General features: G+C 74.8%; 17 protein-coding genes. 15 read left to right on the top strand and 2 right to left on the bottom strand.

Annotated features, from left to right (window positions below; all coding sequences use genetic code 11):
- Positions 1-201: 201 nt before the first annotated feature.
- From HS99_RS02375 to HS99_RS02365, 3 genes are all read left to right on the top strand, one after another.
- Positions 202-696: a universal stress protein gene (locus tag HS99_RS02375; protein ID WP_050367051.1), complete on the top strand. Its 495-nt coding sequence runs from the start codon at positions 202-204 to the stop codon at positions 694-696.
- Between the two features lie 244 nt (positions 697-940).
- Entirely contained in the window at positions 941-1,804 is an 864-nt protein-coding gene (locus HS99_RS02370) for a universal stress protein (protein ID WP_030285809.1), read from the top strand.
- A gap of 14 nt (positions 1,805-1,818) precedes the next feature.
- On the top strand, positions 1,819-2,526 hold the full coding sequence (locus tag HS99_RS02365) for a helix-turn-helix domain-containing protein (protein ID WP_046385456.1): 708 nt from the start codon (positions 1,819-1,821) through the stop codon (positions 2,524-2,526).
- 138 nt (positions 2,527-2,664) lie between these two features.
- Here HS99_RS02365 and HS99_RS02360 read toward each other — a convergent pair whose 3' ends face one another.
- Positions 2,665-3,153: a carboxymuconolactone decarboxylase family protein gene (locus HS99_RS02360; protein ID WP_030285813.1), complete on the bottom strand. Its 489-nt coding sequence runs from the start codon at positions 3,151-3,153 to the stop codon at positions 2,665-2,667.
- A gap of 117 nt (positions 3,154-3,270) precedes the next feature.
- On the opposite strand from HS99_RS02360, the gene HS99_RS02355 reads away from it, so the two are divergent.
- Positions 3,271-4,242 carry a pirin family protein gene (locus HS99_RS02355; protein WP_030555614.1) on the top strand — a complete coding sequence of 324 codons (972 nt, stop codon included), beginning with the start codon at positions 3,271-3,273 and terminating at the stop codon, positions 4,240-4,242.
- Between the two features lie 388 nt (positions 4,243-4,630).
- On the opposite strand, the gene HS99_RS02350 is transcribed toward HS99_RS02355, so the two are convergent.
- Positions 4,631-4,849, bottom strand: coding sequence for a hypothetical protein (locus HS99_RS02350; RefSeq protein ID WP_030555616.1), 219 nt, complete (start codon positions 4,847-4,849; stop codon positions 4,631-4,633).
- A gap of 51 nt (positions 4,850-4,900) precedes the next feature.
- Here HS99_RS02350 and HS99_RS40550 point away from each other — a divergent pair, with 51 nt between their 5' ends.
- The 11 genes from HS99_RS40550 to HS99_RS02300 all read left to right on the top strand — a co-directional run bounded on the left by HS99_RS40550 (position 4,901) and on the right by HS99_RS02300 (position 13,872).
- Positions 4,901-5,071 carry a hypothetical protein gene (locus tag HS99_RS40550; RefSeq protein WP_198549594.1) on the top strand — a complete coding sequence of 57 codons (171 nt, stop codon included), beginning with the start codon at positions 4,901-4,903 and terminating at the stop codon, positions 5,069-5,071.
- A gap of 172 nt (positions 5,072-5,243) precedes the next feature.
- A complete protein-coding gene (locus HS99_RS02345; protein WP_030555618.1) occupies positions 5,244-6,098 on the top strand; it encodes a universal stress protein in 855 nt (284 codons plus the stop codon).
- A gap of 124 nt (positions 6,099-6,222) precedes the next feature.
- Positions 6,223-6,663 carry a hypothetical protein gene (locus HS99_RS02340; RefSeq protein WP_050367050.1) on the top strand — a complete coding sequence of 147 codons (441 nt, stop codon included), beginning with the start codon at positions 6,223-6,225 and terminating at the stop codon, positions 6,661-6,663.
- Positions 6,660-7,580: a V-type ATPase subunit gene (locus HS99_RS02335; protein ID WP_030555622.1), complete on the top strand. Its 921-nt coding sequence runs from the start codon at positions 6,660-6,662 to the stop codon at positions 7,578-7,580. The genes HS99_RS02340 and HS99_RS02335 overlap by 4 nt, the downstream gene beginning before the upstream one ends.
- Entirely contained in the window at positions 7,567-8,967 is a 1,401-nt protein-coding gene (locus tag HS99_RS02330) for a V-type ATPase 116kDa subunit family protein (RefSeq protein ID WP_030555624.1), read from the top strand. Before HS99_RS02335 ends, HS99_RS02330 begins: the two co-directional genes overlap by 14 nt.
- Positions 8,968-9,384 carry an ATP synthase subunit C gene (locus HS99_RS02325; protein ID WP_030555626.1) on the top strand — a complete coding sequence of 139 codons (417 nt, stop codon included), beginning with the start codon at positions 8,968-8,970 and terminating at the stop codon, positions 9,382-9,384. It abuts the gene before it with no gap.
- A 10-nt stretch (positions 9,385-9,394) separates the two neighbouring features.
- Positions 9,395-9,607 carry a V-type ATP synthase subunit F gene (locus HS99_RS02320; RefSeq protein ID WP_232790623.1) on the top strand — a complete coding sequence of 71 codons (213 nt, stop codon included), beginning with the start codon at positions 9,395-9,397 and terminating at the stop codon, positions 9,605-9,607.
- On the top strand, positions 9,604-10,116 hold the full coding sequence (locus tag HS99_RS45705; RefSeq protein WP_043481135.1) for a V-type ATP synthase subunit E family protein: 513 nt from the start codon (positions 9,604-9,606) through the stop codon (positions 10,114-10,116). Before HS99_RS02320 ends, HS99_RS45705 begins: the two co-directional genes overlap by 4 nt.
- The gene (locus tag HS99_RS02310; protein ID WP_043481138.1) at positions 10,104-11,831 is read left to right on the top strand and encodes a V-type ATP synthase subunit A; all 1,728 of its coding nucleotides are present in this window, start codon (positions 10,104-10,106) and stop codon (positions 11,829-11,831) included. Before HS99_RS45705 ends, HS99_RS02310 begins: the two co-directional genes overlap by 13 nt.
- On the top strand, positions 11,828-13,201 hold the full coding sequence (locus HS99_RS02305; RefSeq protein WP_030555631.1) for a V-type ATP synthase subunit B: 1,374 nt from the start codon (positions 11,828-11,830) through the stop codon (positions 13,199-13,201). The genes HS99_RS02310 and HS99_RS02305 overlap by 4 nt, the downstream gene beginning before the upstream one ends.
- Positions 13,198-13,872 (top strand): V-type ATP synthase subunit D, encoded by a 675-nt coding sequence (locus tag HS99_RS02300; protein ID WP_050367049.1) that lies wholly within the window; start codon positions 13,198-13,200, stop codon positions 13,870-13,872. The genes HS99_RS02305 and HS99_RS02300 overlap by 4 nt, the downstream gene beginning before the upstream one ends.
- Positions 13,873-14,029: the final 157 nt, after the last annotated feature.

Raw genomic sequence — 14,029 nt, 5'->3', positions numbered from 1 at the left:
GCTGCACGGAACCGCGGCCCGGTGCCCGGTGCGGTCAGGAGCCGGGGGCGGGAGTGCCGCAGCCCCGGCCACGGCTCGCACCGGCATGCCACCGCGCGACGGCCGCGGGATCATGGGAGTGAACCGGCTGACCCGCGGCCCGCCTCCCCGGACCGCGAGCCGGGCAGGGCACCAGTCGGTGGCCACATCGTGGAGGTCCCCGTGAACACCACTCCCACCACACGCCCGGCCGGCCCGATCGTGGTCGGAACGGACGGCTCGGAGCCCGCCCGCCGGGCCGTGCTCTTCGCTCTGCGCGAGGCGCAGCTGCGCGGGGTCGGCGTCCGGGCCGTCTGCGCCTACGGCGGCGGACGCACCGAGCCGTCGAACCGGGCGATGACCGGCTGGCGCGATGCCGGCAGCGAACCCTTGCCGCACCTGCACGACACCGTCGCCCGGGAGGTGACGGACTTTGTCGAGGAGCTGCGGCAGCAGGTGGGCGAGCCCCACGTGGAGGTCGAGGTCCGCTGCGAGCGCGGCCGGCCCGCCAAGATCCTGCTGGAGGAGAGCCAGGACGCCACCATGCTGGTGGTGGGCACCCGCGGCGCCGGACTGTGGGGCCGACTCACACTCGGCTCGACCAGCACCGAAGTCGTCCACCACGCCCACCTGCCCGTCGTCGTCGTGCCGCCCGAACCCCGGACCCCCCACGGATGAGCCGGCACCCCCCCTGCCCCGCCCGGATGGCCGGCGCCCACCCCGCCCCGCCCGGATGAGCCGACACCCACCCCGGCCCCGCCCGGATGGCCGGCGCCCTCCGGGGCCCGCGGGGCCCACCGACCCACCGTCCCGGTCCGACCGGCCCTGCCCCGCACGGACCGCGGCGGCCGACGATGAGGGTGGTCAAGGCTCCGCACAGAGCCGGTGACGGCGCCGGCCGGGGCCGACGAAGGAGTCTGCGATGAACGGCTTCGAAAGCCTCCGCCCGGTGATCGTGGGCGTCGACCGCTCCGAAGCGAGCCACTGGGCCGTGCGCTGGGCGGCGGACGAAGCGGCCGGGCACCATCTGCCGTTGCGGCTGCTGCACGCGCAGGAGTGGCCGGTCGACCGGGCCACCGACGTGGCGGACCACCCCTGGGCGATCGGCCTGCGGGCCGCCGGGGAAGCGGTGCTGGAGACCGCCCGGCTGCTGGCGACCGAGCGGCACCCCACGCTCGAGATCACGTCCGAACTGGCCGAGGGCCGGCCGGTGCGCGTGCTGCGCGACGCCGCCGACGAGGCCACGCAGCTCGTGCTCGGCGTCCGCCGGGTGAGCGAGGCGCACTCCGCCCTGCGGATCGGGTCCAAGGGCGCTTCCCTGGCCGGCCACCTGAGCTGCCCGCTCGCCCTCGTCCCCGAACCCGCCGACGGTCTCTCCGGCCCCGGTCCGGTCGTGGTCGGGGTGGACGGCTCGCCGGCCTCCCGGGCCGCGGTCGGGTTCGCCTTCGAGGAGGCGTCGATCGGCGGCACCGACGTGCTGGCCGTGGAGGTCCGGCGCCCGACCGAGGCGGGCCGGCCCGAACTGGTCGAGGAGTCCCTGACGGACCTGTCCGAGTCGCTGGCCGGCTGGCAGGAGAAGTACCCCGAGGTCCGGGTGCGGCGCGAGGTGCTCACCGGCTCCCCCGCCCCGATGCTGGCCACCGTGGCAACGCACGCCCGGTGCCTGGTCATCGGCAGCCGAGGCCTGGGCGGCTTCCGCGGGCTGCTGTTCGGCTCCACCGGCCGCGCCCTGGTGCACCGCTGCACCGTGCCGCTGGTGATCGTCCCCAACGGCGCCCCGGCCTGACCACGGAGATGGTCATGAAGACCACCAACGAACGCGCCGTCACGGCCGACCCCGGCGACATCGGCCGACGGGTGGCCCATCGCCGCGCCCGGCTCGGCCTCAGCCGCGAGCTGGTGGCCGAGCGCAGCGGCCTGGACGCCGGATTCGTCGCGTACCTGGAGACCCGTCCCGTTCCGGTCGGCGTCAGCACCCTCACCCGGCTCGCCGACGCGCTCGACACCACTGTCACCGACCTGCTCGGCGGCGGGCGCGAGGTGCCGCCCGGCCGGGCCCGCGCCAACTCCCGGGTACGGATCGAGGAGCTGGACCCGGCCGCCTGCTGGACCAGGCTCGGCCGCGGCGGTGTCGGCAGGGTCGTCCTCGTGGCACCCCGCGGGCTGGTGGCGCTGCCCGTCAACTACCGGGTGCTGGACGCCACCGTCCTTTACCGCACCGACGCCGACGGCACTCTCGCCCGCGCCGCGGACAGCGAAGTCGCCTTCGAGGTGGACCAGTTGGACGAGGTGTTCGCCACCGGCTGGAGCGTACTGGTGAACGGCACCGTCTCGGTCGTCTCCGACGAGGAGGCCGTGCGCTGGTTCGAGCGGCACTCCGACCCCGGCCCCTGGGCGGGCGGCACCCGGGACACCTGGATGCGGATCCGGCCCACCGGGATCAGCGGCCGCATCATCCTCCCGGAAGGGCCTCCCGTCGCCGACTCCGGAGTGGGCGGGGAACCGTGACGGTGAACGCCTGACCGCACGTCCTCGTGGCCGGCGGCGGCTTCGCCGGGCTGGAGACGGCCTTCGGGCTGCGCCACCTGCTCGGCGTCCGCGTCCCCGGCCGCCACCCCGGCCCGCAAGCCCGTCCACACGCCCGGTCTACACACCCGGCGTCGGACGGACCGGGTGCTTGCTCATGATCGACACCCGGTTGAACGAGTTGATCGCGATCGCCACCCAGATCGCCGCCGATATCTCCTCCTCCGTCAGCGCGTCCCGTGCGAGCATGTAGGCGGCCTGCTGCGCGGCCGCGTCCGACGGGTCCGTGGTCGCCTCCGCCAGGGCCAACGCCGCCCGCTCCCGCGCGGTGAACAGCTCGGTGTCCCGCCAGGCCGGAAGCACGCCGAGCCGCTGGGTCGTCTCGCCCTCGCGCAGCGCGGCCCGGGTGTGCACGTTCAGGCAGTACGCGCAGCCGTTGATCTGCGAGACCCGCAGGTTGACCAGCTCCACCAGCCGCCGGTCCAGCCCGGCCTCCGCCGCGACCGACCGCGCCGCCTCGGCGGCCGCCAGCAGCGCCTTGTAGGCCTTGGGGCTCTGCTTGTCGACGAACACGCGTCGCTCCGCCGGGACCACCGTCACATCACTCACCTGAAACCTCGACTCCCACGGACACCGTCGACTCACTGCCGTTCGGCACTCTGCCATGCATAATAGTTGAATCTGGAACTATATGGAACCGACTCCACCCCGGGAGGGACCCCAGCCGTGAGCAACGCCGAGACCGAGCCGCACCCCAACGCTCAACCCCAGGAGCCCCAGGAACCGCAGGCCCCGTACGTCGAAGTCCTGTCCGCCCGGGACGTCCCGCTCGGCGGTCCGCGCGCGATGACCGTACGCCGCACCCTCCCGCACAGCTCGCGACGGCTCATCGGCGCCTGGTGCTTCGTCGACCACTACGGCCCTGACGACGTCGCCCTGACCGGCGGCATGGACGTCGCCCCGCACCCCCACACCGGTCTGCAGACCGTCAGCTGGCTCTTCACCGGCGAGATCGAGCACCGGGACAGCCTGGGCGTCCACGCCCTCGTGCGCCCCGGCGAGCTCAACCTGATGACCTCCGGCCACGGCATCTGCCACTCCGAGGTCTCCACCCCCGCGACCACCGTGCTGCACGGCGTTCAGCTCTGGGTCGTCCTGCCCGACGAACACCGCGACACCGCAAGGGACTTCCACCACCACGTCCCCGAGCCCGTCACCCTGGACGGCGGCGAGGCCCGCGTCTTCCTCGGCACCCTGGCCGGCCACACCTCCCCGGTGCCGACCTTCACCCCGCTCCTCGGCGCCGAACTCACCCTCGATCCGCACGCCACCGTCACGCTGACCGTCGACCCCACCTTCGAACACGGCATCCTCGTCGACCGCGGCGAGGTCCGCCTCGCCGGCACCGCCCTCCACCAGGGCGACCTCGGCTACCTCGCCCCCGGCCCCACCAGCCTGACCGTCACCAACACCGCCGACACCCCCGCCCGCCTCGTCCTCCTCGGCGGCACACCCTTCGAGGAGCAGATCATCATGTGGTGGAACTTCATCGGCCGATCCGGTGAGGAGATCGTACAAGCACGGAACGACTGGGAGAAGGGTGCCCGGTTCGGCGAAGTACACGGCTACGACGGCGGCCGACTGGCCGCCCCGGAGCTGCCGTCGATCCCCTTGAAGGCGCGAGGGCGGGTGCGCTGACCTGCGGAGACGCATGTCGGTGGATCGGTAGAGACGCTCGGCGCCGGTGCTGCGGTGGCCTGTCGACCCCGGCGGGCGGTGATGGCTGGGTCGTGTGCCGGAGGCCGGGCGAGACGGGAGTCGAAGTTCCGCAGAGTCTCACATGTGGGTGGGTGTGACAGCGTTTGCTCGGATGAATGCTGACCTTTTGCTGACTTTTCTGACGGTAAATCAGACCCCTCGCTGCCTGGCGCTCAGGTCGTCCGGTACGCCGGACGACCTGCCCGCGCGGCTCTGCTCCGGGCCTTCGGCTCGCTCCGTTGCTCCGCGAGGAGGACTGCAACGCCGGCGACCCGGTCCGCGGCGAGGTCCGCGAGCGCCTCGTCCGCCCGTCGCAGGGGATAGCAGGTCACGGCCGGGCGGGTGCGCGCGGCCTCCGCCAGGTAGGCCAGGCCGTCGGCTTGTCCGTCGCCAGCACGGTGACCGAGCCGAGCGTCTCCACGGCCGGCAGCCTCCGGACCAGGGCATGGCGGGCGACCATCCGGCGCGCGCCCAGCGCGAGGGCGTCCGTGACGACGGCCGGCAGCGATTCCGGTACGGCGGCGACCGCCAGTCTGACGGCCGTCACCCCATCTCGCCGGGCGGTTGATGCCGGAGCAGGCCGAGGACGAAGACCACCGTGAGCATCGCGTTCCTGGGCCTGGCCGCCGGCTCCATCATCTACGTGATCACCGAGCTCCTCGCGGTGGCACGTCGCGGCGGGATGAAGGTGCTGACCCCCTGGATGATCCTGCTGGGCCTGCTGCTGGGCTTCGCCACCGACGCCGTCGTCACCGCCGCCGGAGTGTGAGGCCCGGCCGCAGCCGGGCATCGTCGCGAATCATCTGCTTGGTCGCGGTCTACGGCGGGCCGACCAGGTGCGCCCGGCCCTCCGCGGTCGGGGCCACTCGGCCCTGCCGGTGGCGGTACCGGTGCCCGTACGGTGCCCATGGGGGCAAGGTACGACTCCGGTTGGAGGAGCGATGATCGGCCCTGGAGAGTCCCGTCCCGTCGTCGTCGGTGTGGACGTGCGGGACAGCGTGCGGCCGGCCCTGGACTGGGCCGCCGACGAAGCCGAGCGCCGTGAAGCACCCCTGCGGCTGGTCCACGCGGTGCCGCCGGGCCACTACGGGCAGCGCGGAACCGACGGCTCCAAACAGCGGAAGGCCGGGCAGCGACTCCTCGACGAGGCCGCCGCCTCCGTCTCCGGTCGGCATCCCGGCCTCCACATCGCCACCGTCCTGGAGGAGGGCGCGCCCGCCCAGGCGCTGTACCGCGAATCGCACAACGCGTGCCTGGTCGTCCTCGGCTCGCGGCGGCTCAGCCGCCTGGAAGAGCTCCTCAGCGCGAACTCGGTGGCCGTACCGGTCAGCGCCCAGGCCGCCTGCCCGGTGGTCGTGGTACTGGAACCCGGAAACAGCACCGAGCAGCCGCCGCACCTCGTCGTCGGAGTCGACGGCAGCCCGGCCTCCCACGCCGCCGTCGAGCACGCCTTCGAGACCGCCGCAGCGCGTGACACGCACCTGCGGGCGCTGTGGGTGTGGCAGCCGTCGCTCCTGGAGTCCACCGACGAAGTCAACGCGCTCCAGAAATGCCGCCGCCTGCTATCCGAGGCGGTAGCCGAGCAGGCAGCGAACCACCCCAGCATCACCGTCACCCGCCAGGTAGTACGCGGACATCCCGTCGAGGAGCTGGCCAAGGCCTCCGAGAACGCACTGGCCGTCGTCGTCGGACGGCGCGGCCGAGGCGGGTTCACCGGAATGCGGCTCGGCTCCGTCCCCCACGGCCTGCTGCACCGCGCCCACTGCCCGGTCGTCACCGTACCCGCACCCGAGTGAGCCACGCTGCCGGCCGGTCCGGGAGACGTCCTGCCCCGGCAGGTCACCGTCAAGGTACGTCCCGGATGACAGCCGCCGCTCCGCGTGGAGACTGGAGTGGGGGCCGACCCGCAGGAGGGCTCGCGTGGTGATGTTCCGGGACTTCCTGGCAAGATTCCGCCCGACCGGAGCGCCGGGAGCGAGTGCGACCGGCGTCCCTGCGGACCGCGCGGCGGAGCTGGCCGCCGAACTGGGGCCGTCCCTGGCCGAACTGACGCAGGCCCAGGAGGAGGCCGCAGCGATCCGTGCCGCAGCCGCACAAGAGGCCGAGAACATGCGGCGGATGGCCGCGCAGCGGGCCGAGGAGATCGTCGCGGAGGCCCGCGACCAGGCTCCGCAGGTCCGGGCGGAGGCCGCTTCCGCGGTGCGTCGTCCGGCTGAGGCCGAGGCGGGCAGGCTGCTTGCGGCGGCCGATCGGGCGGTGACGGACGTCCGCCGCCGGATTGCGGAACGGATGCCCGCACTGGTCGACCGGGCGGCAGCACAGGCGCTGCCGCAGACTGAGAAGCCGGGGAGGTCCCGGTGAGCGCCGGGTGGGTCGGCGGGGCAACCCGGGCGCGGGCGCTGCTCTCCCGCTGTCTGGGCCTCCAAGGGGCGCGGGAACTCGCATCCGCCCCCACGCTCGGTGATGCCCTGAGGCAACTGGCGGCGACGCCCTACCGTAGGGACCTTCTCCCGGACGCCGACCTTGCCCAGGCGCAGCGAGCGGTCTCCGAGACACTGCTGTGGCACCTCCGGGTACTGGCCGGCTGGCTGCCGCGCGCCGGTGCGAACGCGCTCCGGGTGCTGGCGGGCGGGTTCGAGATCGCCAATATCGAGGGCCGGCTGCGCTCCTTCACCGGAGTCGAGCCTCCTCCGCCGTACCGACTCGGGGCGCTGGCGACCGCTTGGCGCCGCCTGGCGCAGGCCGGGAGCCCCGCCGAGCTGCGGGCCGCCCTGGCCGCCTCGGCCTGGCTGGACCCGGGTGGCGAGGACCCGGCGTCCGTGGCCACCGCGCTACGGGTCGCGGCCGCCGCCCGGACCGCCGAGGCGGTGCCGCCCGCACGGCGGTGGGCGGCGGGCCGGGCCGCACTGCTGGCGGCCCGCGACCGGTACGTCACGGGGCGTCCGCTGCCTGCGGCGGCCGCGCGGCGCGCCGCCCCGCTACTGGGGCCGCGGGCCGTCGGGGCTGCCTCGTTCGAGGAGTTCCGCCGTCACCTGGTGCCGGACGCCCGCTGGGCGGTGGACGGAGTCGAGGACGCGGCGGACCTGTGGCGGGCGGAGGCCCGCTGGTGGACGGTGCTCGACCGGGACGGCGGGGCGTTGCTGCGCGGCACCCACTTCGGCCTCGCACCGGTGGTGGGGGCCGTGGCGGTGCTGTCTGCGGACGTGTGGCGGGTGCGGGCCGCGCTGGTGCTGGCCGAACGCGGCGGGTCCCCTGAGGCGTTCGATGCGCTGGGCTGAGGCGATGTCACCGGTCCGGATGCGGCGGGTGGCGGTCGTGGCGCCCACCGGGGCGCTGCGCGAAACACTGCTGCTGGTCGCGGAGGCGGGCTGTGTGGAAATCGACCGGGTCCAGGAGGTGCCGCCGGGACCAGCGGGCCGACGGCTGCGGCGGCTCACCGCCGCGCCGGGCGGATCCGCCGCCCTGTCCGGCGCGCCACCCGATCTCGACGCGCTGGAGAGGCAGCACCGGGGTGATCTCCTGGCGGGCGAGGCGGAGCTGGAGGAGCGGCTGGCGAGCGCGGTCCGGCAGGGCGAGGTGTCTGCCCTTGCGGGCTGGTGCCCCGCCGCGGAGGTGCCGCGCCTGGCCGAGCGGCTGGGCCCGGTCGGGGGCGCGGTGCTGCCGTTGCGCCCGCCGCGCGGGGTCGACCCGCCCACGCAGCTGCGCGACGCCGGACGGGTGCACCGGGCGTTCGCCCCGCTGGTGGCGACGTACGGCACGGTGCCGTACGCGGACCTCGACCCGTCCTGGCCGGCCGGGATCGCCTACATGGTGATGTTCGGCCTGATGTTCGGCGATGCCGGACACGGGCTGCTGCTCGTGCTGGCCGCGCTGCTGCTGTGGCGCGGTCGCGTCCCCCGGCGGCTCGCGCGGCTCCGCCGGCTGTGGCCGTTCGTGGCCGGCGCCGGGCTGGCCGCCACGCTGGCGGGTGCGGCGTACGGGGAGTTCTTCGGTCCGACCGGGCTGCTTCCGGTGCTTTGGCTGGATCCGCTGGACGAGCCCGGGCGGCTGCTGCTGGCGGCCGTCGCCCTCGGCGGGCTGCTGCTGGGGCTGGCGTACGCGGCCGGGGTGGTGAACAGGTGGCGCGAGGGAGGCCCGGCAAGGGCGCTGTACGCGACCTCCGGGGTGGCCGGTTTCGCGGTCCTCCTCGGCCTGGGCCTGGTCGGCGGCGGAGCGTACCTGCACGTACCGGTGGCTGCGGTCACCGGGGCGGCGCTGGCGGTCACCGGGCTGGCGCTGGCCGGTACGGGCCTGTCCGCCGCGACCGGCGGTGGGCTGGGCGGCGCGGCGCAGACCGGGGTACAGCTCTTCGACGTGCTGGTGCGAATCCTCGCCAACACCGTGTCCTTCGCGCGGCTCGCCGCATTCGGCCTCACCCACGCGGCCCTCGGGCAGGTGGTGTGGCACGGCACGGCCGCTCTGGCCGGGCGGGGTCCGTGGGCGCTGATCGGGGCGGTGCTGGTGTTCGTCGCGGGCAACGCCCTGGCCTTCGCACTGGAAGGGCTGGTGGCCGGGGTCCAGGCCCTGCGGCTTGAGTTCTACGAGCTGTTCTCGCGTGTGTTCGAGGGCCTGGGCCGGCCGTTCCGGCCCTGGCGGCTGCCCGTCCGACGTACGGAGGTGAGCTGAGTGGTCACCTGGCTGATCGCGCTCCCGGTCCTGGCCGCGGCGTTCGGCGCCGTCCATCTGCTGACCCGTCGGCGCGGCCGTGCGGCCGTGTGCTGGCTGCTCGGGGTCAATGTGCTGCTGATCGGCGGCGCGCTCGCCCTGCTGGTGACCGCGCTCACCAGCACCGCCCGGGCGGACGCGCCGGCAGCCGCCGCGAGTTCGGGGTCCGGGTCGGCCGCGCTGATCGGCGCCGCGATCGCGGTGGCGGGCGCGTCGATCGGGGCGTCGCTGGCCGTCGCCTACACCGGAGCCGCCGCGATCGCCGCGCTGAGCGAGCGCCCGGAGCTCTTCGGACGGGCTATGGTCATCGTCGGCCTCGCCGAGGGCATCGCCGTGTACGGCCTGGTGGTGGCGATCCTGCTGATCGGGAAGGCCTGACGTGGGCGCGGTGGCTGCCATCGGCGAGCGGACCCGGGTGGCCGGGCTGGCACTGGCCGGGGTGGTGGTACTGGTCGCCGAGCGGCCCGAGGAGGTGCGGCGGGCCTGGGCCGAGCTGCCCGAGGGCGCAGAGCTGGTCATCCTCACACCGGACGCGGCGCGGGCGGTCGGCCGCGAACTCGCGGAGGGGGCCCGGCCGCTGACCGTCGTGATGCCCCCGTGAACGCCGAACCGCCGAGCGACGCACTGCGCCCGGTGCGGGCGGAGCTCCTGCGAACCGCCCGGGCGGACGCGGACGTGATCCTCTCCGAGGCGCGCCGGGACGCCGACCGGACACTAGCGGCCGCCAGGACCGAGGCCGAAGCGATCCTCGGCCGTGCCCGACAGGACGGCGCGGCCGACGGACGGGCAGCGGCGCGGCAGGAACTCACCCGCGCCCGCAGCGCTGCCCGGAACGCCGAGCTGGCCGCCCGGGGCGCGGCCTATGCGGAGCTTCGCCGGCGCATCACCGCGCGTCTGCGCGAGCTGTGCCAGGCGGACCCGGCGTACGGCGAGCGGCTGGCAGCACGGGCACGATCCCTGCTCGGCCCGGATGCCCGGGTCGTCGGGCACCCGGACGGCGGCGTCCTGGCGACGGCCCCGGGGCGGGTGGTCGATCTCGGCCTGCCCGCCGTGACCGACCGGGCGCTGGAGCGGATCGGCTCGGACGCGGAGGCCCTGTGGGAGCCGTGACCCCGTACCGGATCCTGCGGGTCGCCGGTCCGCTGGTGGAGCTGGCGTGCTCCGGTGACATCGCCATGCACGACGTGGTGCTGCTCGGTGACGCCGAACTGCCCGGGGAGGTGGTGGCGATCGGCGGTGGGGTGGCGACCGTGCAGGCGTACGAGTACACCGGCGGTCTGGCACCGGGGCATCCGGCCCGTCCTCGGGGCGGGCCGCTGCGCGCGGCGCTGGGGCCGTGGCTGCTCGGCGGTGTCTTCGACGGCCTGCTCCGCCCGCTTGCCGGTGCCGGGGACCGGCTTGTCCCCGGCGGTGGCAGCCGCGCGGACGGCCGCACCTGGCGCTTCGTCCCGTCCGTCGAACCAGGCGCGCGGACGGATGAGGGCGGCGTGCTCGGGACGGTCACCACCCAGGCGGTGCCCTTCCGCGTTCTGGCGCCGCCCGGTTGTTCGGGGCCGGTGGAACGGATCGCCCCCGAGGGCCGCTACCCGGCCGACGCGGTGCTCGCGGTGGTCGGCGGCACCGAGGTCCGGATGGCTGCCGAGTGGCCCGTCCGCACCCCTCGCCCGGTGCGCGCGCGGATCGACGCCGTCGAGCCCCTGCATACCGGCCAGCGGGTGATCGACCTGCTGTTCCCGGTGGCCCTGGGCAGCACGGTCGCCGTCCCGGGCGGCTTCGGCACCGGCAAGACCGTCCTGCTCCAGCAGATCGCCAAGTGGTGCCACGCCGATGTCATCATCTACGTCGGCTGCGGAGAGCGCGGCAACGAGATGGCCGACGTGATCGCCGAACTGGCCGAGCTGGACGACCCCAGGACCGGAGGACGCCTCGCCGACCGGACGGTCGTGGTCGCCAACACCTCCAACATGCCGATGATGGCCCGCGAGGCGAGCGTCCACACTGGCGTGACGGTGGCCGAGTTCTTCCGCGACATGGGACTAGACGTGGTGGTAATCGCCGACTCCACCTCGCGCTGGGCCGAGGCGCTGCGCGAGTTCGCCTCCCGGATGGGCGAACTCCCCGCCGAGGAGGGCTACCCGGCCCGCCTCGCCTCGGAGCTGGCGGCCTTCTACGAGCGGGCCGGAGCCGTTCGTACCCTTTCGGGTGCCCCGGGCACGGTGACCGTGCTGGGCGCCGTCTCACCGCCGGGCGGGGACCTGGCCGAACCGGTCACCGCACACACCGAACGCTTCGTGCGCTGCCTGTGGACGCTCGACCGGGAGCTGGCCTACGCCCGCCACTATCCGGCGATCTCGTGGGCCGGCTCCTTCTCCCGCGACGCCGCAGCCCTCTCCACCGCCCGGGCGCGCTCCGGCGACCCGAGCTGGGCACGGCACCGCGAGCAGGTCGCCGCCCTGCTCACCGAGGCGGACCGACTGGCCGACCTCGTCGAGCTGGTCGGCCTCACCGCGTTGCCGGACCAGGAGCGGATCAGCGTGCTGGCCGGCCGGCTGGTCCGGGAAGGGGTGCTCCAGCAGAGCGCGCTGTCCGCGCGGGACGCATACTGCGCGCCGGAGAAGACCGCCGCGCTGGTGGAGGCCGTTCTCGCGGTCGCCGCCCGGTGCCGGCAGCTGGTGGAATCCGGCACCCCGGCGGACGCGGTCGAGGTCGTCGACTTCACGCCGCTGCTGCGCGCCCGCGAGGAGACCGGGCCCCGAAGCGCCGCGGGAGTGGCCGCCCGGCGGGACGCCGTCCTGCAGGCGCTGGCACCAGGGGGACGGCCGTGAGATGGAGCGAGGTCGAGTGCACCGATGTCCGCGAACTGCGCGGTCCGCTCGCGGTGGTGGGCGGGGTCACCGGGGTCGGCTGGGACGAGTTCGTCCGGATAACCCTCGGCTCGGGCGAGCGGCGGCACGGCCTCGTCCTGGAGGTCGACCGCGACCTCGCCGTGCTCCAGGTGCTGGAGGGCACCGCGGGCATCGACCCGACGGCGGTGCGGGTCGCCTTCGCGAGCAGCCCGCTGCGCATTCCGGTCGGGCCGGGCTGGCTGGGCCGGGTCTGCAACGGGCGAGGTGAGCCGATCGACGGCGGACCGCCGGTGTTCGGGGCTGCCGAGGCCGAGGTCGGCGGTACCCCGATCAACCCGGTTCGGCGTGTGCCCCCCTCCGAGCCCGTCCTCACCGGGGTGGGTGCCATCGACGTCCTCACCACGCTCGTACGGGGGCAGAAGCTGCCCATCTTCTCGGCGGCGGGTCTGCCGCACCTCGAACTCGCCGTACAGATCGCCGCGCAGTCCACGGCCGGCGGCGAGGAGTTCAGCGTCGTCTTCGCCGGCATGGGCCTCACACACGCCGACGCGTCCTTCGTCCGCGGCGCCCTCGCCGAGCGCTCGGCCGCCGGCGAGCTGGTGCTGCTGCTCAACACCGCCGACGACCCGGTGATCGAACGGCTGCTCACCCCGCGTCTGGCGCTCACCGTCGCCGAGCACCTGGCCTTCGACGGCGGGCGGCACGTCCTCGTGGTGATGACCGACATGACCGCCTACGCCGAGGCGCTGCGCGAGGTCTCCGCCGCACGGGGCGAGATCCCCGCCCGGCGGGCCTATCCCGGCTACCTCTACAGCGACCTCGCATCGCTGTACGAACGCTGCGGCCGCATCCGCGACCGCTCCGGCTCGGTCACCGTCCTGCCGGTCCTCACCATGCCCGCCGGCGACATCACCCACCCGGTCCCCGACCTCACCGGTTACATCACCGAGGGGCAGATCGTCCTCACCCGCGAGGCCCACGCCCGCGGCGTGTACCCGCCGGTGGACGCGCTCTCCTCGCTCTCCCGCCTGATGCGCAAGGGTGCCGGCCCCGGGCGCACCCGGGAGGACCATCTCGACGTCGCCGCCCAGCTGCTCGCCGCGCTCGCCCGGGCCCGGCAGGTCCGGGAGCTCGCCGACCTCATCGGCCGCCCCGCCCTCAGCCCCACCGACCTGCGGTACCTGGAACTCGACGAGGCCTTCCAGCTCGGCTTCCTGGCCCAGCGCCCCGACGAGAACCGGCCGCTGGACGCCTCCCTGGCGCTTGCCTGGGAGGTACTGCGCACCCTGCCCCGTGGCCAGCTCGCCATGATCCCCTCCGAACTGCTCGACCGGCACGGTGTCGCATGACCCCACCGCGCCCCGGAGGACCGCACCCCGAATCGGGGCGGGCCGGACGGCTGCGCCTGCGGCACCGGCTCGAGGTCGCACTGCGCGGGGCCGAGCTGCTGGACCGCAAGCTCGCCGTCCTGCGCGAGCGCCACCGACTGTTGGCGGCCGAGGAGGAGGCCGCCCGGCGGGCCTGGCACACGGCGGTGCAGGAGGCCGAGACGTGGCTGCTGCGTGGGCTGCTGCTGAGCGGCGATCGGGCGCTGGCGGCGGTCGTCGCGAACCGAGCCGACGTCGTCGTCGAGTGGACGGTGTCGATGGGCGTTCGCCACCCGTCCAGGGCCGTCTGCACCGACGCCGCACGCGCGACCACCGAGCCCCCGCCCGCCAACACGGCCCTCGCCCACGCGGAGACCGCCTACCGCACCGTGGTGCGGACGGCTGCCGGGTACGCGGCGGCTCGCACCGCGGCCGGCCTGGTCCAGGCCGAGATCGACCGTACCGGGCGGCGGGTCCGCGCCCTGCGCAGACACTGGATCCCGCGCCTCGCCGAGGCGCTGGCGCACCTGGACCAGGGGCTCGAGCAGGCCGAGCACGAGGACGCGGTCCGCCGCCGTTGGGCGGCCGGCGCGCCCGGCCGCTCGCCGACAGCGGGAGCGGGCTCCGCGGGCAGAGCCGACACGGCGCGATGACTCGCCTCGCCGCGCCTCCGGGAGGCGCGGCGAGGCGAGTCGCGCTCTGCCCGGCGGCGAGCAGACCGGGCCGTCCGAAGTGCGGCTGGTGTCGCCGCTGCCCAGGCTGGAAGTGGTAGCGCCATCGGAGAACAGGAGGCCGTCATGGGTCGCTTGG

It is taken from the genome of Kitasatospora aureofaciens, assembly GCF_001188955.3.
Lineage (GTDB): Bacteria > Actinomycetota > Actinomycetes > Streptomycetales > Streptomycetaceae > Kitasatospora > Kitasatospora aureofaciens.
This window is presented reverse-complemented; position numbering and strand designations above follow the sequence as displayed.

What these genes read in the sequence shown, in the direction of transcription:
- HS99_RS02345 (WP_030555618.1), top strand. Translation starts at nt 5,244, where the DNA reads ATGATCGGCCCTGGAGAGTCCCGTCCCGTCGTCGTCGGTGTGGACGTG.
- HS99_RS02365 (WP_046385456.1), top strand. Translation starts at nt 1,819, where the DNA reads ATGAAGACCACCAACGAACGCGCCGTCACGGCCGACCCCGGCGACATC.
- HS99_RS02300 (WP_050367049.1), top strand. Translation starts at nt 13,198, where the DNA reads ATGACCCCACCGCGCCCCGGAGGACCGCACCCCGAATCGGGGCGGGCC.
- HS99_RS02370 (WP_030285809.1), top strand. Translation starts at nt 941, where the DNA reads ATGAACGGCTTCGAAAGCCTCCGCCCGGTGATCGTGGGCGTCGACCGC.
- HS99_RS02330 (WP_030555624.1), top strand. Translation starts at nt 7,567, where the DNA reads ATGCGCTGGGCTGAGGCGATGTCACCGGTCCGGATGCGGCGGGTGGCG.